The organism is Cellulomonas sp. NS3, assembly GCF_024757985.1.
In the GTDB taxonomy this organism is placed as follows: domain Bacteria; phylum Actinomycetota; class Actinomycetes; order Actinomycetales; family Cellulomonadaceae; genus Cellulomonas_A.
On record NZ_CP103289.1, the window covers coordinates 3,786,453 to 3,805,547 of the forward strand.

Annotated in this window: 14 protein-coding genes; 3 read left to right on the forward strand and 11 right to left on the reverse strand. The window is 73.7% G+C overall.

All coding sequences use genetic code 11. The features are described 5' to 3' along the window. Window positions 1–192 precede the first annotated feature (192 nt). The 7 genes from ptsP to NXY84_RS17175 form a co-directional block, all read right to left on the reverse strand. On the reverse strand, window positions 193–1,869 hold the full coding sequence (ptsP, locus tag NXY84_RS17145; RefSeq protein WP_258724245.1) for a phosphoenolpyruvate--protein phosphotransferase: 1,677 nt from the start codon (window positions 1,867–1,869) through the stop codon (window positions 193–195). Next, window positions 1,866–2,141, reverse strand: a complete 276-nt coding sequence (locus tag NXY84_RS17150) for an HPr family phosphocarrier protein (protein WP_258724246.1) — start codon at window positions 2,139–2,141, stop codon at window positions 1,866–1,868. Before NXY84_RS17150 ends, ptsP begins: the two co-directional genes overlap by 4 nt. A gap of 70 nt (window positions 2,142–2,211) precedes the next feature. Further along, the gene (pfkB, locus tag NXY84_RS17155) at window positions 2,212–3,162 is read right to left on the reverse strand and encodes a 1-phosphofructokinase (protein ID WP_258724247.1); all 951 of its coding nucleotides are present in this window, start codon (window positions 3,160–3,162) and stop codon (window positions 2,212–2,214) included. An 88-nt stretch (window positions 3,163–3,250) separates the two neighbouring features. Then, window positions 3,251–3,688 (reverse strand): PTS sugar transporter subunit IIA, encoded by a 438-nt coding sequence (locus tag NXY84_RS17160; RefSeq protein ID WP_258724248.1) that lies wholly within the window; start codon window positions 3,686–3,688, stop codon window positions 3,251–3,253. Next, window positions 3,685–5,178 carry a PTS mannitol transporter subunit IICB gene (locus NXY84_RS17165; protein ID WP_258727258.1) on the reverse strand — a complete coding sequence of 498 codons (1,494 nt, stop codon included), beginning with the start codon at window positions 5,176–5,178 and terminating at the stop codon, window positions 3,685–3,687. The genes NXY84_RS17160 and NXY84_RS17165 overlap by 4 nt, the downstream gene beginning before the upstream one ends. 252 nt (window positions 5,179–5,430) lie before the next feature. Then, window positions 5,431–6,549, reverse strand: a complete 1,119-nt coding sequence (locus NXY84_RS17170; RefSeq protein ID WP_258724249.1) for a zinc-dependent dehydrogenase — start codon at window positions 6,547–6,549, stop codon at window positions 5,431–5,433. Beyond that, window positions 6,546–7,307: a DeoR/GlpR family DNA-binding transcription regulator gene (locus tag NXY84_RS17175; protein WP_258724250.1), complete on the reverse strand. Its 762-nt coding sequence runs from the start codon at window positions 7,305–7,307 to the stop codon at window positions 6,546–6,548. The genes NXY84_RS17170 and NXY84_RS17175 overlap by 4 nt, the downstream gene beginning before the upstream one ends. A gap of 291 nt (window positions 7,308–7,598) precedes the next feature. On the opposite strand from NXY84_RS17175, the gene NXY84_RS17180 reads away from it, so the two are divergent. Next, window positions 7,599–7,868: a DUF4031 domain-containing protein gene (locus NXY84_RS17180; RefSeq protein WP_258724251.1), complete on the forward strand. Its 270-nt coding sequence runs from the start codon at window positions 7,599–7,601 to the stop codon at window positions 7,866–7,868. Window positions 7,869–8,057: 189 nt separating this feature from the next. Next, entirely contained in the window at window positions 8,058–9,278 is a 1,221-nt protein-coding gene (gene fdhA / locus NXY84_RS17185; RefSeq protein WP_258724252.1) for a formaldehyde dehydrogenase, glutathione-independent, read from the forward strand. A gap of 49 nt (window positions 9,279–9,327) precedes the next feature. On the opposite strand, the gene NXY84_RS17190 is transcribed toward fdhA, so the two are convergent. Then, window positions 9,328–11,664 carry an FdhF/YdeP family oxidoreductase gene (locus NXY84_RS17190; RefSeq protein WP_258724253.1) on the reverse strand — a complete coding sequence of 779 codons (2,337 nt, stop codon included), beginning with the start codon at window positions 11,662–11,664 and terminating at the stop codon, window positions 9,328–9,330. A 78-nt stretch (window positions 11,665–11,742) separates the two neighbouring features. On the opposite strand from NXY84_RS17190, the gene fdhD reads away from it, so the two are divergent. Further along, window positions 11,743–12,612: a formate dehydrogenase accessory sulfurtransferase FdhD gene (gene fdhD, locus NXY84_RS17195; RefSeq protein WP_258724254.1), complete on the forward strand. Its 870-nt coding sequence runs from the start codon at window positions 11,743–11,745 to the stop codon at window positions 12,610–12,612. Window positions 12,613–12,707: 95 nt separating this feature from the next. Here fdhD and atzF read toward each other — a convergent pair whose 3' ends face one another. The 3 genes from atzF to NXY84_RS17210 all read right to left on the reverse strand — a co-directional run bounded on the left by atzF (window position 12,708) and on the right by NXY84_RS17210 (window position 19,075). Further along, window positions 12,708–14,474 carry an allophanate hydrolase gene (gene atzF, locus NXY84_RS17200; protein WP_258724255.1) on the reverse strand — a complete coding sequence of 589 codons (1,767 nt, stop codon included), beginning with the start codon at window positions 14,472–14,474 and terminating at the stop codon, window positions 12,708–12,710. Continuing rightward, a complete protein-coding gene (gene uca, locus NXY84_RS17205; RefSeq protein ID WP_258724256.1) occupies window positions 14,471–18,124 on the reverse strand; it encodes an urea carboxylase in 3,654 nt (1,217 codons plus the stop codon). Before uca ends, atzF begins: the two co-directional genes overlap by 4 nt. A gap of 234 nt (window positions 18,125–18,358) precedes the next feature. Next, window positions 18,359–19,075, reverse strand: a complete 717-nt coding sequence (locus NXY84_RS17210; protein ID WP_258724257.1) for a GntR family transcriptional regulator — start codon at window positions 19,073–19,075, stop codon at window positions 18,359–18,361. Window positions 19,076–19,095 lie beyond the last annotated feature (20 nt).

Genomic DNA, 19,095 nt, shown 5'->3' on the forward strand with positions numbered 1-19,095 from the left:
CAGGCCGTCCCTGGTGACCGCCGGCGACAACGACGAACGACGCGGCCGCCGGGGTGAGTCCGGCGACCGCGTCGTTCTTCGTGCATCCGTTCGTGCGGCGTCGCGCGTCGTTCGTCAGCGCGCGCCCCGCCGCTGAGCGCGTGGATCGTCCGCACCCAGCGCCCCTCCAGAGCGCCACCTCAGAGCGCCACCTCAGAGCGCCAGGATCTCCCGCACCTCCGGGTCCACCTCGGCGAGGCACGCGGCACGCGCGTCGGCGGCGGTGCGAGCCGCCCGAGCCACCTTCGCCAGACCCCGGCAGGCGTCGAGCGAGTGCCGGCTGAGCGCGAACCGGACTCCGGGCACGGCGGCGGGCGACATCGACAGGCTCGTGACGCCCATGCCGGTGAGGACGAGCGCCATGAGCGGGTCGGCCGCCGACTCCCCGCAGACGCCCACGGGCTTGCCGGCGGACGTGCCGGCCGCGGCGGCGGTCGCCACGAGGTCGAGCACGGCGGGCTGCCACGGGTCGAGCAGGTCGACGAGCTCGCCGAGCAGCCGGTCGGTCGCCATCGTGTACTGCGCGAGGTCGTTGGTGCCGATCGAGATGAAGTCGACCTCGGCGAGCAGGTCGGCGGCCCGCAGCGCCGCGGACGGCACCTCGACCATGACCCCGACGGTGCGGACGCCGGCGTCGCGCGCGAGGGCCGCGAACTGCGCGGCCTCCTCGACGGTCGCGACCATGGGCGCCATCACCCACGGCTCGCCGCCCGTGTTCTCGGCCGCGCGCGCGATGGCCCGCAGCTGCGTGAGGAGCAGGTCCTCGGCGGCCCGCACGAGACGGAAGCCGCGGACGCCGAGCGCCGGGTTCTCCTCGCCGTCGCGCGTGACGAACGCGAGCGGCTTGTCGGCGCCCGCGTCGAGCGTGCGGATGACGACCTTGCGGCCCTCGAGGCCGCGGAGCGCCCGGGCGTACTGCTCGGCCTGCTCGTCCTCGGTGGGCGCGGTGGTCCGGCCGAGGTAGAGGACCTCGGTGCGGAACAGCCCGACGCCCTCGACGGCTGCGCCGGTGAGCCGCTCGGCGTCCTCGGCGGTGCCGATGTTGGCGAGCAGCGCGACCGCGTGGCCGTCGGACGTGCGGCCGGCCTCGGTGGTCTCGGCGAGCGTCGCGAGGCCGCGGCGGCGCACCTCGACGCGGGCACGGACGTCATCGTCGGGGTCGATGACGATCGTGCCGGCCGCCGCGTCGACGGCGACGACCGTGCCGTCGGTGAGCGCGGAGGCGCCGACGACCCGGACGACGCACGGGATGCCGAGCTGCCCGGCGATGATCGCCGTGTGCCCGGTGGGGCCGCCGCGCTCGATGACGATCGCGAGCACCTTGTCGAGCTCGAGGGCCGCGGTGTCGGCGGGCGAGAGGTCGTCGGCGACGACGACCGCGGGCTCGGTGAGTGCCGGGACGCCCGGCTCGGGCTGGCCGGTGAGCAGCGCGACGACGCGGTCGCGCACGCTGAGCAGGTCGGTGACGCGCTCGGCGAGGTAACCGCCGGCCTGCGTGAACAGGTCGACGAACTCGGCGACGGCCCGGTCCACGGCGAACGGCGCGGACTGCCCGGCGTCGATCCGGACGGCGACCTGGTCCGTCAGCTCGGTGTCGCGGGCCATCGCCGCGGTGGCCGTGAGGACGTTCGCCACGGTCCCGCTCGACCGCTCGGCGCGGGCCTCGAGCGTGTCGGCCACCGACGCGAACGCCGCGACGACGGATGCCGTGGCCGCCGCGCGGTCCACCTCGGCCGGGGCGGACGCGTCCACGGACGGCGCGGGGTGGGCGCGCGCCACCGGGCCGACGACCGCGCCGCGGCCGACGCCCGCCCCCCGCAGGGTGCTCACTCCGCCACCGCGTCCAGGTCGGACGCGAGCATCGTCGCGAGCTGGTCGAGCGCCGTGTCGGCGCCCTCGCCCTCGGCGGTCAGCGTGACCTCCTCGCCGAACTTGGCGCCGAGCGTCATGACGCGCAGGATGCTCGACGCATCGACGGGCGTGCCGCCGTTCTTGGCGATGAGCACCTTGGTGCCCGTCGCGGCCGCGGCCGCCGTGAAGAGCTTCGCGGGCCGTGCGTGCAGGCCGACCTTCGATCCGATGGTGACGGTGCGCTGGGACATCGAGAGTTCCTTTCCAGAGGTGACGCCGCGACGGTGCGGCGGACGGGTGCGGCGAACGGGTGCGGGCGGGTCACAGCTCCTTGAGAGCGACGTCCGGGTGGGGCGACTCGAGGACGCGCACCTCGTCGAGGCGCACGTCGGCGGGCGTGGGCACCGCGGTGCCGGGGAGCAGGACGGCGGCGCGCCCCCAGGCGACGGCGGTCGCGAGCCGCGTCGACGGCTCCTCGTCGACCGCCGCGAGGAAGCCCGCGAGGGTCGCGTCGCCGGCGCCGACCGTCGAGGCGGGCACGAGCGGCGGGCCGCCGGCCCACCACACGGACGTGGCGTCGACGAGCAGCGCGCCGTGCGGCCCCAGGCTCACGAGCACCTGCCGCGTGCCGCGGTCCACGACGGACCGGGCGGCGTCGACCACGTCGCCGACGACCACCATGTCCCGCCCGACGAGGGCACCGAGCTCCTCGTCGTTGGGCTTCACGACGTCGAGCCCGCCCGCCTCGACCGCGGCCACGAGCGGCTCCCCGGACGTGTCGAGCGCGCACGGCACACCGTGGCGGCCGGCGAGCGCCGACAGCCGGACGAAGAAGTCGACCCCGGCGCCGACGGGCAGGCTCCCGGCGCCGACGACGAGCCGTGCGCCGCCGGCGACCTCGGCGTCGACCGCGTCGAGCAGCGCCGTGACGTCGTCGGGCGGGAGCGCCGGCCCGGGGGCGTTGACCTTCGTCGTGACGCCCGTGCGCTCGACGAGCGTGATGTTGGAGCGCGTCTCCCCGGTCACCGGGACCGCGTGCGCGGGGACGCCCTGCTCCTCGAGGAGCCGCACCAGGAGCTCGCCGTCGGGACCACCGGCCGGCAGGACCGCGCGGGTCGCGTGCCCGTGCGCCACGAGCGCCCGCGACACGTTGATGCCCTTGCCGCCCGCGTGCACGTGGGTCTCGTGCGCCCGGTTGACCTCCCCCACCGCGAGGTGGTCCAGGTCCAGCGCACGGTCGACGCTGGGGTTGGGGGTGACCGTGACGATCATCGGTGTCTCCTGGCTGCTGTCGGCGTGCGGCGGGTGGGAGCGACGGCCCTCGGTGGTGGTGTGCGCACCACCACCGAGGGCCGCGTCCCTACTCCTCGTTCACCTGCTGGAGGACCGCGTACAGCTCGGCCGCGGTCGGCGCGTCGAGCACGCGCTGCACCTGCTCCATGTCGGCGAAGACGAGGGCGATCCTCGACAGGATCTCCAGGTGCTCGTCCCCGACCCCGGCGATGCCGACGACGACGCGGACGGGTTCGCCGTCCCAGTCGACGGGCTCGTCGTAGCGCACGAGACACAGCGCCGAGCGGGTGATGGTGCCCTTCGCCTCCTCGGTGCCGTGCGGGATGGCGAGGTAGTTCCCCATGTAGGTGGACATCGACCGCTCGCGCTCGAGCATCGCGTCGACGTACGCAGGCTCGACGGCACCGGCCCGGACGAGCACCGCGCCCGCCTCGCGGACGGCGTCGGTCTTCGTGGCGGCGGACGTCGCGAGGACCACGTCCCCGGGCGCGAGGATCTCGGTCATGCCTTCGCCCCTTCGCTGTCGGCGGCGAGCTCGCGCACGATGTCGTCGTACACGGGGCTCGAGAGGAAGTTCTCGACCGAGACGTGGCGCGCCGTCGGGGCGTGGCCCCGCGCCCGGTCGGTGAGCTCACGGTGCGTGATGACGAGGTCGGCCGAGTCGTCGAGCGTGGCGACCGCGCGGTTCACCACCGTGACGTCGGTGCGGCCGGCCTTCTTGAGCTTGTCGCGCAGGATGCTCGCGCCCATCGCCGACGAGCCCATGCCCGCGTCGCACGCGAAGACGATGGAGCGGACGGGCCGGACGGGGTCGGTCGCGGAGGCCGACGTCGCGCCGGCGGCACCCGCGAGCGCACCGAGCGCCGAGCTCGACTTGCCCTTGTTCGCCTCCGTCTGCGCGATCGCGGCCTGCAGGTCCCCGCCGCCGCTCTCGAGGTCCCGCTTGCGCGAGGCCCGCAGGATGACCGCGGCGATGAGGAACGTGACGAGGAACGACAGGACGACGGACAGGGTCACGCCGAGGAACGAGCCGCGCGCGGTCGTCGCGTACACCGCGAAGATCGACCCCGGGGCGGCCGGGCCACGCAGGCCGCTGCCGAACGCGGCGTTCGTCGCGACACCGGTCGCACCTCCGGCGATCGCGGCGATGATGAGCGCCGGCTTCATGAGGACGAACGGGAAGTAGACCTCGTGGATGCCGCCGAAGAACTGGATGATCGCGGCGCCCGGTGCGCTGCTCCTCGCCATGCCGATCCCGAAGAACGTGTACGCCAGGAGGATCCCGAGGCCGGGCCCAGGGTTCGCCTCGACCAGGAAGAGCAGCGACTTGCCGGTCTCCGCGACCTGCTGCGCCCCGAGCGGCACGAGCGCGCCGTTGCCGATGGCGTTGTTGAGGAACAGCACCTTGGCCGGCTCGACGATGATGCTCATGACCGGCAGCAGGCCGTTGTCGGCGAGCCAGCCGACGCCGTCCCCGAGCCACTCGGAGACCCGCGTGATGAGCGGCGCGAAGCCGAAGAAGGCGATGACCGCCATGGCCGCACCGGCGATGCCGGCGGCGAACATGTTGACGAGCATCTCGAAGCCGGCCCGGATCTTGCCCTCCCAGAGGGCGTCGATCTTCTTCATCACCCACGCCGAGAGCGGGCCGACGATCATCGCGCCCAGGAACATCGGGATCGTGCTGCCGGTGATCATGCCGACCGCGACGATCGACGCCACGACGGCGCCGCGCTCGCCGTAGACCACGCGGCCCCCGGCGTTCGCGATGAGCAGCGGCAGCAGGTAGGTGATCATCGGGCCGACGAGTCCCACGTACTGGCGGAACGTCGTGCCGTCCTCGGCCTGCGCGAGCGCGGTGGCCGCGCCCTGCCAGCTCATCACGTCGGCGTTGCCGAAGCCGCCGAGGATCCCGTTGGGCCACCAGCCCACGGAGATGAACAGGGTCGTGATCAGTCCCCAGGCCAGGAAGGCCGGGAGGTTGGGCATGATCATGCTGCTGGCGAAGGCGCCGAACTTCTGGAGCTTGACCTGGATGGCCTTGCCCCGGGTGGCGGTGCCGGCGGCCGGTGCCGTCGTAGCGGACACGGGCTCACACTCCCATCGTGGTGGTGCGCGTCCGGGCGTCGGTGCCCGGGGCGGCGCTGATCGTCGTTGACCTTGTTTCGCCCCTGCGCCCGGCCCGCCGCCTGGCGGGCCGGGAACCTCACTGGTCGCCGGCCGGAGGGTGGTGGCCGGCGTCGTGCGTCACGGCTCGACCGTGACCTTGATGCCCGCGCCCGACCGCACGATCTCGATGCCCTCGACGATCTGGTCGAGCGGCAGGCGGTGGGTGATGAGGTCGGCGACGGGCACGCTGCCGTCGGCGATGTAGGCGAGCGCCTGGCGGTTGTGCGCCGGGCTCGATCCGTTGGCGCCCACGATCGTGAGCTCCTTGTAGTGCACGAGGTTCGAGTCGAGCGTGATCGTCGGCTTGTCCTTGGGCAGGCCGCCGAAGAAGCTGATGCGGCCCTGCGGGGCGAGCATGAGCAGCCCCTGCTCCTGCGCGGCGCCCGACGCGGCCGCGGTGATGACGACCGTCGCGCCCTTGCCGTCGAAGAACGCCTTGACGGCCTCGACCGGGTCCTCCTCGGCCGAGCACACGGCCAGGTCGGGGTTGACGACGGCCGACGCGAGGTCGAGCCGCGACCGGCTCAGCTCGACGAGCACGACGCGCTTGGCGCCGCGGGCCCGGGCCAGGCGCACGTGCAGGCAGCCGATCGGGCCGGAGCCGACGACGACGACGTCGTCGCCCTCGTGCACGTCCACGATCTCCTGCGCGTTGATCGCGCAGGCGAACGGCTCGGCGACGCTGGCCTCGGCGAACGAGACGTTCTCGGGGATCCGGTTGAGCCCGTCGACCGCGAGGACCTGCTGGGGGACGATCGTGTACGGCGCGAAGCCGCCCTCGAAGTCGTAGCCCATCGAGACCTGGTTCGGGCAGATCGTCATGGCGCCCGCGGTGCAGAAGTCGCACGTGCCGCACGGGATCGCGGCGATGACCTGGACGCGGTCGCCGGGGACCCAGCCCTCGACGCCGTCGCCGACCTCGACGACCTCGCCCGCGATCTCGTGGCCCATGATGCGCGGGGGCACGATGCGCTGGTGGCCGGCGGTCGAGATCTTGACGTCGGTGCCGCACATCGAGCAGGCGCGCACGCGGAGCTTGACCTCGCCGGGCCCCACCTGGGGCTCCGGGGCGTCCTCGAGGCGGACGTCACCGGGGGCGTAGAAGCGGAAGACGTTCATCGTTCTCCTTCGTGTGACGTCGGGGGACGTCGTGGTGGGGTCGGCGGTCGACGCCGAGGGGCCGGCGGCGCCGCTCATGCGCGCACCACCCGGGGGCCGGCGGCCTCGATCTCCTCGGCGAGATCGGGCTCGAGCTGGGAGTCGGTGATGAGGGTGTCGACCGCGGACAGCGGCACGACCTGGGCGAAGTCGACGCGGCCGAACTTCGTGTGGTCCGTGAGGACGACGGTGCGGCGCGCGGCGGCGACGAGGGCGCGCTTCACGCGGGCCTCGACGAGGTCCGGGGTCGTGAGGCCACGCTCCGTGGTGATGCCGTTGGTGCCGAGGAACGCGACGTCGGCGTAGACGTCGGCCATCGCGCTCTCCGCCCACGGCCCCACGGCGGCGAGCGTGCGCCCGCGGACCGTCCCGCCCAGCAGGTGCAGCGTGATGTGGGGCCGGGTCGCGAGGAGCATCGCGACGGGCAGGCTGTGCGTGACGACGGTGAGCTCGCGCTCGGTGGGGAGCATCTCGGCGAGGCGGATGGTCGTGGTGCCGGCGTCGAGGATGATCGAGCCGCCGTCGGGGAGCTCGTCGAGCGCGGCCTTGGCGATGCGCTCCTTCTGGCCGGCCATGCGCGACTCGCGGTCGGCGACCGCGGGCTCGATGCCGAGGCGCTCGACCGGGATGGCGCCCCCGTGCACGCGGCGCAGGAGGCCGCGCCGCTCGAGCGCGGTCAGGTCGCGGCGCACGGTCTCCGGGGTGACGTCGAGCGCCTCGGCGAGGTCCTTGACCTCCGCCCGGCCGTCCCGGCGTGCCCAGGCCAGGATCTCCTGCTGACGCTCCGTCGCGTACACGAGTGCCCCTCACAGCGATGTGCGATGGTCCGTTTCCGCCGGATCCATCTGTGTAAGGGCTTGTCTAGTTCCGTTTCGGTCCGAAGTCAACACGTTCCGGCCGCCTTGTGCGCTTGTATCTGTCCGTGTCTGTGGTTTCGGGTCGCTCTCCAACCGAGCGACCGGGACCAAGGACCCACGGACGCCACGTGCGGGAGCCGGTGCGCTCGGGCGCGGCCGCCCACCGCGCGGGGACAGCGGCGCGAGCTCGCGCGCGTCCGCCGGACGGCGCACGGACGTAGGCTCGGGGGCGTGACCGTGCTCGTCGACCCGCCCATGTGGCCGCAGCACGGCCGCCTCTGGGGCCACCTCGTGAGCGACACGTCGCTCGAGGAGCTGCACGCGTTCGCCGAGCGCGCCGGCGTCCCGCGCCGCGGGTTCGACCGCGACCACTACGACATCCCCGACGAGCGCTACGACGAGCTCGTCCAGCTCGGCGCCGAGCCCGTCGGCGCGAAGGAGCTCGTCCGGCGGCTGCGCGCGTCGGGCCTGCGCGTCACCGCACGCGAGCGCCGCGCCTGACCGACAGGCCCGGCGCGTCGGCGTCCCCTCCGAGACCCCACGGGCCGGTGATGGTCACGACGGCGATCCGCACGAACAGCACAGGTGCAGCCGTGACCCTCGCCAGACGACATGAGTGGCGAGATGGTGAGAGGACGTGGGTCGTCCCGCAACCCGAGCGGACGGCCGACTCGGTCGAGGAGGATCGACGTGTCAGGAAACAGAGCTGTCGCGTACAAGGGCCCGGGCAAGGTCGAGGTCATCGACATCGACTACCCGACGTTCGAGCTGAAGGACGGACCCGGCGTGAACCCCGCGAACGTCGGGCGCGAGGTGCACCATGGCGCGATCCTGAAGACGGTCGCAACCAACATCTGCGGCTCGGACCAGCACATGGTCCGCGGTCGTACCACCGCGCCGGCGAACCTCGTCCTCGGCCACGAGATCACCGGTGAGGTGGTCGAGGTGGGCCGCGACGTGGAGTTCGTCAAGGTGGGCGACCTCGTGTCGGTGCCCTTCAACATCGCGTGTGGACGCTGTCGCAACTGCAAGGAGCGCAAGACGGGCATCTGTCTCAACGTCAACCCTGACCGCCCGGGCAGCGCCTACGGCTACGTGGACATGGGTGGGTGGGTCGGGGGCCAGGCGGAGTACGTGCTCGTGCCCTACGCGGACTGGAACCTGCTGACGTTCCCCGACAAGGAGCGGGCGATGGAGAAGATCCTCGACCTGGCCATGCTGTCGGACATCTTCCCCACGGGCTTCCACGGTGCGGTCACCGCAGGCGTGGGGGTCGGCGCGACCGTCTACGTGGCCGGGGCCGGACCGGTCGGCCTCGCGGCCGCCACCGGTGCCCAGCTGCTGGGTGCAGCGGTCGTCATCGTCGGCGACATGGTCGAGGACCGGCTTGCTCAGGCACGGAGCTTCGGCTGCGAGACGATCGACGTCTCGCAGGGTGACCCCGCGGAGCAGATCGAGCAGATCCTCGGTGTGCCTGAGGTGGACTGCGGCGTGGACGCTGTCGGCTTCGAGGCCCGCGGTCACGGCCACGACGCGAGCCACGAGGCACCCGCCACGGTGCTCAACTCACTCATGGACATCACCAAGGCGGGCGGGGCGCTCGGCGTCCCCGGCCTGTACGTCACAGGCGACCCGGGTGGTATCGACGAGGCTGCACAGAAGGGTTCGCTCTCTCTCAGCCTGGGGACGGGCTGGGCCAAGTCGCTGTCCTTCACCACCGGCCAGTGCCCGGTGATGAAGTACAACCGTGACCTGATGACGGCGATCCTGCACGACCGGGTGAGCATCGCGAAGAACGTCAACGCCAAGCCGATCACGCTCGAGACGGCCCCGCAGGGCTACGCCGAGTTCGACGCGGGCGCGGCTCAGAAGTACGTGCTCGACCCGAACGGGTACCTCGGCGCGGCGTGACGCCCACGCAACGAGCCCGGGCCACGCGCGGGTCCGGGCTCGCTGTCCGTCACGTCGCCGCGCGTTCCAGCCGGATGACGATGCTCTTGCTCGTGGGGGTGTTCGAGTCGTCGGCGGTGGAGTCGAGCGGAACCAGCACGTTGGTCTCGGGGAAGTACGACGCCGCACACCCCTTCGCGGTGTCGTACGCGACGACGAGGAAGCCCTCGGCCCGCCGCTCCACCCCGTCGGTGAACTCGGAGACGAGGTCCACCACGTCGCCGTCGGTGAACCCGAGCTCGAGGAGGTCCGCCGCGTTGACCATGACGACACGGCGCCCGCCGGAGATGCCGCGGTAGCGGTCGTCCGGGCCGTAGACCGTGGTGTTGTACTGGTCGTGCGACCGCATGGTCTGGAGGAGGAGGCGACCGGGCGGCACGGTCGGCCACCACAGCGGGGTTCGGGTGAAGTGCGCCTTGGTGCTGGTCGTCTCGAAGGTCCGGACGTCGTGCGGCCCGTGCGGCAGCCGGAAGCCCCCAGGCGCGTCGATCCGCCGCTCGTAGTCGACGAACCCGGGCACGACGGCCTCGATGTGCCGGCGGATCACCCGGTAGTCGTCCTCCATCGCCTGCCAGTCCGCCTGCGGACTGCCGGGGCGTGCCCGGCCCTGCTCGTCGTGGAAGATCGCCCGGGCGAGCCGGCACACGATCGCGATCTCGGAGAGCAGATCCGGCGCAGGAGGCGGGAGGTGCCCCGACGAGGCGTGGACCATCGACATGGAGTCCTCGACCGTGACTCGCTGCCGACCGGTCCGCTGCGCGTCGAGGTCCGAGCGTCCGAGGGTCGGCAGGATGATCGCGGTGCGCCCCGGCGCGAGGTGGGAGTGGTTGAGCTTCGTGCTGACCTGGACGGTCATGGCGCAGGAGCGCAGCGCCGCCTCGGTCACGGCCGTGTCCGGCGCGGCCTTGAGGAAGTTGCCGCCCATCCCCATGAAGAAGCGCACCCGTCCATCCCTCATGGCACGGATGGTGTTGACGGTGTCATGTCCCGCCTCGCGGGGGCTCGCGAACGAGAACTCCGCCTCCAGCCGGTCGAGGAAGGGCTGCGGCATCTTCTCGAAGATGCCCATCGTCCGGTCGCCCTGGACGTTGGAGTGCCCGCGCACGGGCAGCAGCCCCGCCCCGGGCTTCCCGAGGTTCCCCTGCAGCAGGACGAGGTTGACGATCTCCTTGATCGTCGCGACGGCGTGCTTGTGCTGGGTCAGACCCATGGCCCATGCGACGATCGTGCGGTTCGAGTCGAGAAGCAGCTCACCCACCTCGCGGAGGGCCGTCTCGGTGAGTCCCGTCGCCTCCTCGATGTCGCTCCACGGGGTGGCCCGCACCCCGTCGAGGTACTCCTCGAGGCCGGCGGTGTGCCGCTCGAGGAAGGCGTGGTCGAGCACGCTGGTCATGCCGATGGTCCGCCGCCCGGCCTCCTCGGCCTCCAGGAGGAGCTTTCCCAGCCCCTGGAAGACGCCGAGGTCGCCGCCGAGGCGGACCTGCAGGTGGACGTCAGCGATGCGCGTCCCGCGTCCGACCATGCCGTGCACCGTCTGCGGGTTGCGGTAGCGGGTGAGTCCCGCCTCGGGCAGCGGGTTCACCGCCACGATCACGGCTCCCTGCTGCTTGGCCTTCTCGAGCGAGGTGAGCATCCGCGGGTGGTTGGTGCCGGGGTTCTGCCCCGCGATGATGATGAGCCCGGCGGTCTCGACGTCGTGCAGCGTCACCGACCCCTTGCCGATGCCGATCGTCGTGCCGAGCGCCTCGCCGGACGACTCGTGGCACATGTTGGAGCAGTCCGGCAGGTTGTTCGTCCCCAGTCCCCGCACCATGAGCTGGTAGAGGAAGGCGGCCTCGTTCGACGTGCGGCCGGACGTGTAGAAGGCAGCCTGGTCGGGGCCGTCGAGTCCGTGGAGCTCGCGGGCGATGCGCTCGAACGCCGCCTCCCAGGAGATCGGGCTGTAGTGGCTCGCCCCGTCCTCACGGATCATGGGAGTGGTCAGGCGTCCCTGCCGGTTGAGCCAGTGGTCGTCGCGGGCAGCGAGGTCGTCGATCGAGTGCTCGGCGAAGAGCTCGGGCCGGACGCGCTTGCGGGTCGCCTCGGAGGCGAGGGCCTTGGCCCCGTTCTCGCAGAACTCGGCGTGGCTGCGGTCGGGGGCGTTCGGGTCGGGCCAGGCGCAGCTCATGCAGTCGAAGCCGCCGGGCTGGTTCATCCTCAGCAGACCGCTGGCTGAGCGCACCGGGCCCATCTCCCGGACGGCGTGCCGCATGGCCGTCGTCACGCCGGGCAGCCCCGCGGACGTGCGCTTGGGCGGGCTCACCTTCACCGCCGGCTGGTCGATGTCGTCCGAGGGCGTCGTTGCCATCTCGTCATGCTACGACCGGGGGCTGGGGAGTCCAGTGCCAGGCCTGCGCGTCTGGCCGGCGCGCGAGAGGGTGTGGCCATGCGGCTGACCAAGCGGTGGCGGGTGCAGCGGATGACGGCCTCGGGCCTGGTGCACGAGCGTGCGGACGAGCTCGCAGGGGAGGAGCCGCTCGAGGTCCGCATCCACGGCACCCCGTTCACGATCACGATGCGCACACCCGGCAACGACGTCGACCTCGTCGCCGGCTTCCTCGTCTCCGAGGGGGTGGTCCGCGCCGAGAGGGACATCGCGACGATCAGCCACCGCGGAGGCATCGGTGCCACGGGGGAACGGGACTACAACGTCGTGGACGTCCGCCTCGCCGCCGGCGTCGACCTCCCCGACACCTCCCTGCAGCGGCACGTGTACACGTCGAGCAGCTGCGGCGTGTGCGGCACCGCCTCGATCGAGGCCGTGCACAAGGTGAGCGCGTTCGACGTGGCCGGCGACGGGGCCACCGTGCGGCTGGACCATCTCCTGGCCCTCCCGGAGCGGCTGCGGGCGCAGCAGGCGGTGTTCGGCCGGACCGGTGGGGTGCACGCTGCGGCGTTGTTCGTCCCGGTCGGCGGCCCCACCGCCCAGTCGGAACCCCGGCTCGCCTGCGTGCGGGAGGACGTCGGCCGGCACAACGCCGTGGACAAGGTGGTCGGGTGGGCCCTCCGAGACGGCCTGCTCCCCCTGCGCGGCGCCGTTCTCCAGGTGTCGGGACGGGCGTCGTTCGAGCTGGTCCAGAAGGCCGCGATGGCCGGTGTCCCCGTCCTCTCGGCGGTCTCGGCGCCCTCAGCGCTCGCGGTCGAGCTCGCCGAGGAGCTCGGGCTCACCGTCGTGGCCTTCAACCGCGGCGAGACGCTCAACGCGTACACGCACACGTATCGCCTCCAGGCTGCTCCGACGCCTCCGGGACTCTGACGGCGGCGCCTCGGGGAGCCGTCGCCCGGTGCCGGGATCGGCGCGGGCGCACCTCCCGACGACCGTGCGAGATCCGTCCGGCGCGAGCCGCCGGCTCAGCGCACGGCCACCGCAGGCCCGGCCGCGGGCGTCCCGCTCCTGAGGTAGGCCGGCCAGCTCGCGTGCACGGTGATGTCGTCGCCGGCGGCGGCGGCGTCGAGGGCGCACCCGAAGCCGACGACCCACGTGCCGTCGTCGAGCTCGACGGGTCCGAGGAGCATCGGTGCGGGGAGCGTCGCGAGGAGGCGACCGAGGCCGGCGACGGACACGAGCCACGCCTCGCCGGTGATCGACGCACCCTCCCCCGGTCCGGCGCGCACGAGCCCGGGCTTCGGGGGGTGCGTCGCGAGCGCCGCCAGCCGGTAGGCGTCGGACGTCGCGACGGTGCGGACGAAGCGCGCGCCGAGCGCGTCGAGCTGACCGTTGAGCGGCTGGCCGCGTAGGTGCGCGCCGAACACCGCGACCTCGACGCCGGTGTCGACGAGCGGCGCGACCGGTGCGGGCTCGTCGTCCGCCGCGCCGCCCTGGACGATGAGCATGCGCCCGGCGAGGTCGAGCGCGAGCTGGTCGTCGAAGGCACGGGAGAGCACGGTGACCCCGAACGGTCCGCCGTCGGCCTCGCCCGCGGGGACCGCCACCGCGGCCAGGTCCAGGAGGTTGACGAAGTTCGTGTACGTGCCGAGGCGACGGTTGATGGCTACGGGGTCGGCCTGCACCGCGGCGATCGTGGGGTGCTCGGTCGTCGTGGGCAGGAGCAGCAGGTCGGCGCCGGCGAGCGTGCCGAGCGCGTCGGCGCGCGCCCGGTCGAGGGCCTCCCGGTCCTGCACGTACGCGGCGGCGGTCACGTCACGCCCGCCGAGCACGATGCCCGCGACCACCGGGTCGACGCCCGCGTCGCCGGCCGCGTGCGCGTGCGCGAGGAACTCGCCGACGGCGGCGTACCGCTCGGCGACGATCGCGCCGTCGTACAGCAGCCGCGCGGCCTCGAGCATGGGCGAGACGTCGACCTCCACGACCCGCGCGCCGGTGCGCCCGACGGCATCCACCGCGTCCGCGAACGCCGCGCGCCAGCCCGGCGACAGCGGTGCGAGGTCGGCCGCGCGCGGGACCGCCACCACGGGGTCGGGCCGCAGCCCGAGCCGGACGTCGGGTGGCCACACGCGGCCGGTGGGGTCGGCGGCGTCGGGCCCGGTCATGAGGCGCGTGGCGAGCACACCCAGGTCGAGGTCGCGCGTGAACGTGGTCACGACGTCGTAGGACCGGCACGCGGGCACCACGCCGGAGGTCGGCACGAGCCCGAGCGTCGTCTTGATCCCGACGATCCCGTGGAACGCCGCGGGCACCCGCCCCGAGCCGGCCGTGTCCGTGCCGATGCCGACGTCCGCGATGCCGAGCGCGACGGCGACCGCCGACCCGGAGCTCGACCCGCCCGACACCCGCTCGGGCAGCGTCGCGTGCCGGACCGCGCCGTACGGCGAGCGGGTCCCGACCAGCCCGGTCGCGAACTGGTCGAGGTTCGTCTTGCCCAGCACGACGGCGCCCGCGTCGACGAGCCGCTGGACGGCCGGCGCGGTGCGCGTCGCGGGCATGACGCCGTAGGTCGGGCAGCCCGCGGTCGTCGGGAGGCCCGCGACGTCGACGTTGTCCTTGACCGCGAGGGTCGTCCCGGCGAGCGGGAGGTCCTCGCCCGCGGCGGCCCGGGCGTCGACGTCGGCCGCTGCCGCGAGCGCCTGGGTCTCGGGCTGCAGCGCGATCCACACCTCGGGCCGGTCGACCTCCGCGATCCGGCGGTACGCCGCACGGACCCGCTCGACGGCGCTCATGCCCCCACCTCCACGACGACGAGCGGCGCCCCCGGCGCCACGTGCTGACCCGGTTCGACGAGCACCTGCCGGACGCGTCCGTCCGCCGGGGCGTCGACCGCGAGCTCGAGCTTCATGGCCTCGAGCGCGACGAGCGGGTCGCCCGCGCGGACCTGCTCGCCCTCACGCACCTCGACGCGCCACACGCTCCCCACCATGGGCGCCTCGACGAGCACGCAGCTCGCCGGGACCTCGAACCCGGGGCCGCCTGCCGCCCCGCCCGGTGCGTGCGCCCCTCCGGCCTCGTCCGCGGGCTCCTCGACCGCGAACTCCCCCGCGGCCTCCCACGCGGCGCGCTCGGCGGCGAACGCCTCGGCCTGCCGGGACTGGAACGCGGCGATGGCGTCGTGCTCGGACGCCAGCATCGCGAGGTGCTCGGCGTAGGAGAACGTGCCGTGCTCGACCTCGACGTCCAGGCGCCCGGCGGCGAACGCGGCGCGCTGCTCGACCAGCTCCTCCGCGCTCACCGGGTGCCACACGATGCGGTCGAAGAACCGCAGCAGCCACGGGGTGCCCGGCTCGAAGACCCCGCGCTGGCGGTGGCCGGACCAGATCGGCACGGTCCGCCCGACCAGCTGGTAGCCGCCCGGGGAGTCCATGCCGTAGACGCACAGGTACGTGCCGCCGAGCCCGACGGTGTCCGCCGCGGTCCACGTGCGCGCCGGGTTGTACTTGGTGGTCATGAGCCGGTGCCGCGGGTCGAGCGGCACGGCGAGCGGCGCCCCGAGGTACACGTCGCCGAGCCCGAGCACGAGGTACTCCGCGTCGAACATCGTCCGGTGCACGTCGTCCGTGGAGTCGAGCCCGTTGACGCGGCGGATGAACTCGATGTTCGAGGGCAGCCACGGTGCCTCGGCGCGGACCCCCGCGGCGTAGCGGGACGTGGCCTCGGCGATGCAGGGGTCGTCGAAGGACATCGGGAGGTGGATGCGCCGGCTGGGGACGACGAGGTCCGCCGTGGGCGGCAGCGTCGCCTCGAGCTCGGCCAGCACGGCGACGAGCGCGCGCACGCCGAGCACGTCCGGGTCGACGTGCACGTGCAGGCTCCGCACGCCGGGCGTGAGGTCGACCACCCCGGCCAGGCCGGCGTCGATGCGCGCCCGGAGCGCCTCGCCGAGCGCGTGCACGCGCAGCCGCAGCCCGAGGTCGAGCGTCATGGGGCCGTACTCGACGAGCACGTTGTCGTCGGCTCCGCGCAGGTAGACGACCTCGGGTCGGGCCAGCGGGTCGGGCGGGTCGCCGGGGATGCGGTGCAGCACGCCGTCGTCGCCGTCGGGCCCGGTCGCCCCGCCCACCCGGTCGAGCCCGCGCAGCGCGTCGGACCCCCGCAGCGCGTCCGCGGTCGCCTCGGGCACGGGGACGAGCCGCACGGTGTCGCCGGGGCGGATCTGGCCCATCTTCCAGCGGTGCCCCGCGACGACGGTGACCGGGCACGCGAAGCCGCCGAGGCTCGGCCCGTCGGGCCCGAGGAGGATCGGGGTGTCGCCGCTGACGTTGAGCGCACCGACCGAGTACGGGTTGTCGTGGAGGTTCGACGGGTGCAGCCCGGCCTCGCCGCCGTCGGGTCGCGCCCACTGCGGCTTGGGCCCGGTGAGCCGGATGCCGGTGCGGTTCGCGTGCGTCTGCACCTGCCACGTCGCGGCGTAGAGCATCGCCATGTCCTCGGGCGTGAAGTACGACGGTGCGGGCTGCGGGCCCTCCTGCACCGCGACGTGCCACTCGTGCACGAGCTCGGGCCGCAGGTCCTCGGCGACGGCCGCCGCGGCCGGCGCGTCGTCGGCCACGGCTGCCGGGACCAGCACGTCACCGACGACGAGCGCGCGCCCGGTGTACCCGCCGAACCCTCCGAGCGAGAACGTCGACGCCGACCCGAGGTAGAGCGGCACGTCCAGCCCGCCGCGCAGCAGCACGTGCGTGCGCAGGCCCGCGTCGTGCGGCGCCCCGACGTCGAGCACCGCGCCCGCCGGCACGGTCACCGGCTCCCACTGCGGGACGGGCTCGCCGTCGACCGTGACCGGCGCCGGGGCACCCGTCACGCACACGACCGCCTCGTGGCTGAACCGCAGGCGCGGGCCGACGAGCGTGCACTCGAGCCCGGGCGCGCCCTCGGGGTTGCCGAGCGCGCGGTTGCCGAGCCGGAACGACAGGTCGTCCATCGGGCCCGACGGCGAGATGCCGACGTCCCAGTGCCCGAGCCGCCCGGGCCAGTCCTGCACCGTGGTCATGACCCCGCCGCGCAGCACCTCGACGTGCGGCTCGTCGTCCGTGACGCCCGCCAGCGTGGCGGTCGTGTGGGTGGCCGCCACGACCTCGGGGACGGCGACGGCGGCCCGCAGCAGCGGCAGGTTCGTCTGGACGCCCGTCACGCGGGTCCCGGCGAGCGCGTCGGTCGCCGCCGCGAGCGCCGAGGCCCGGTCGGCGCCGTGCACGACCACCTTCGCGAGCATCGGGTCGTAGTGGGTCGTGACCTCCTGGCCGGTCTCGGCCCACGCGTCGACGCGCACGCCCTCGGGGTACCGGACGTCGGTGAGCAGCCCGGCGCTGGGCCGGTAGTCGTGCCGCGGGTCCTCGGCGTACACGCGCGCCTCGACGGCGTGCCCGCGCAGCCCCGGGCCGGTCACGGGCAGCGCCGCGAGCTCGTCGCTGAAGTCGGGGTCGCCCTGGGCGAGCCGCAGCATCCACGCGACGAGGTCGACGCCGGTGACCTCCTCGGTCACGGGGTGCTCGACCTGCAGGCGCGTGTTGACCTCGAGGAACGACACCTCGCCGCGGTCGACGTCGTGCACGTACTCGACGGTGCCGGCCGAGCGGTATGCGACCGACGCGGTGAGGGCGCGCGCCGAGGTCTGCATGCGCTCGCGCACGTCGTCGGGCAGGTTCGGGGCCGGGGCCTCCTCGAGCACCTTCTGGTTCCGGCGCTGGAGCGAGCAGTCGCGGTCGCCGAGGCTCACGACGCGTCCGTCGCCGTCGCCGAAGACCTGGACCTCGAGGTGCCGGGCCCGCGCGACGAACCGTTCGAGGAAGACCCCGGCGCTGCCGAAGTTCGCCGCCGCGATGCGCTGCACCTTCTCGTACGCGCCCGCGAGCTCGGTCGCGTCGGCGCACGCCTGCATGCCGATCCCGCCGCCGCCGCCCACGGCCTTGAGCATCACGGGGTACCCGACGGCGTCGGCCGCGGCGAGCGCGTCGGGGAGGGACTCGAGCAGCCCGCTGCCGGGCACGAGCGGGACCCCGGCCGCCTCGGCCGCGACGCGCGCCCGGTGCTTGTCGCCGAAGACGTGCAGGTGCGCGGGGGTCGGGCCGACGAACGCGAGCCCGGCGGCCTCGACCTCGGCGGCGAAGACCTCGTTCTCGGAGAGGAACCCGTACCCGGGGTGGATCGCGCCGGCGCCGGTCGTCATAGCGGCGTCGAGCACGAGCTCGGAGCGGAGGTAGCTCTCCGCGGCGGGGGCGGGCCCGAGGCGCACGGCGACGTCGGCCATCCGGACGTGGGGCGCCGCAGCGTCGGCGTCGGAGTGGACGGCGACGGTCTTCAGCCCGAGGCCCTTCGCGGTCCGCAGGATGCGGCAGGCGATCTCGCCTCGGTTGGCGACGAGCAACGTCTCGAACACGGGGGCTCCCACGGCGTGAGGGGCGGCGGTCGGACGGCGGGCCGCCGCTCCGCCGCCGAGCCGTCCGGCCCGGGTCGTCGTGGCGCTCCACCGCCGGATGCGGAGGTGTATACACGTCCGTATCCGCCCTCGAACCGTAGGGAGTCGGTGTTTCCCGCAGCGGGTGCGGGCGTAAACGCTGAGTTACGCGAGCGGCCCGGGTCGGTGCCGGCCGGCGCGGGCGGGCGACGCGCGTCAGCCCGCGAGCGCCATCCGCGTCATCGCGCTCGTCGCCCGCTCCATGACGACCTCGAGCGACTCCCCCACGTGCTTGTGCAGCGCGGTCAGCGCCGCCGCGAGGTCGCGCGCGAGCACGAGGTCGAGGATCTCGATGTGCTCGTCGATCGTCGTGACGATGCGCCCGGTCTCGACGAAGTCGTGCATGCGGACCGCGCGGATCTTCTGGTTGACGGTCACGAGCGCGTCGGTGAGCTGCGCGTTGCCCGAGGAGCGGGACAGCGCGAGGTGGAAGCCCTCGTCGAGCAGCACGAACGCCGGGTCCGGCTCGGGCGGGGTGTCGCGGAGCTCCTGCCAGCGGGTCAGCTCGGCCCGGACCTGGTCCTCGTCGTGGCGCACGCCCGGGTTCTCGATGGCACGGGCGATGCCGCGCAGCTCGAGCGTGATGCGCAGCTCGTACAGGTTGCGCAGGTCCTCGAGGCTCGGGACGACGACCGCGTAGCCGTAGTCGGTGCGCTCGACGAGCCCGTCGGACAGCAGCCGGGACAGCGCCTCGCGGACCGGCGTGCGCGAGACCTCGAACGCCTTGCCGAGCTTGGGCTCCGTGAGGCGCTCGCGCGGGGACACACGGCCGTTGAGGATGTCGTCGCGCAGGCGCTCGTAGACGACGTCGCGCAGCGACCGTGACGTGCCCGCCGACCCCGGCGCGGTGCCCGCGTCCACCTCAGCGCTCATACCCACGGAGCGTATCCCTC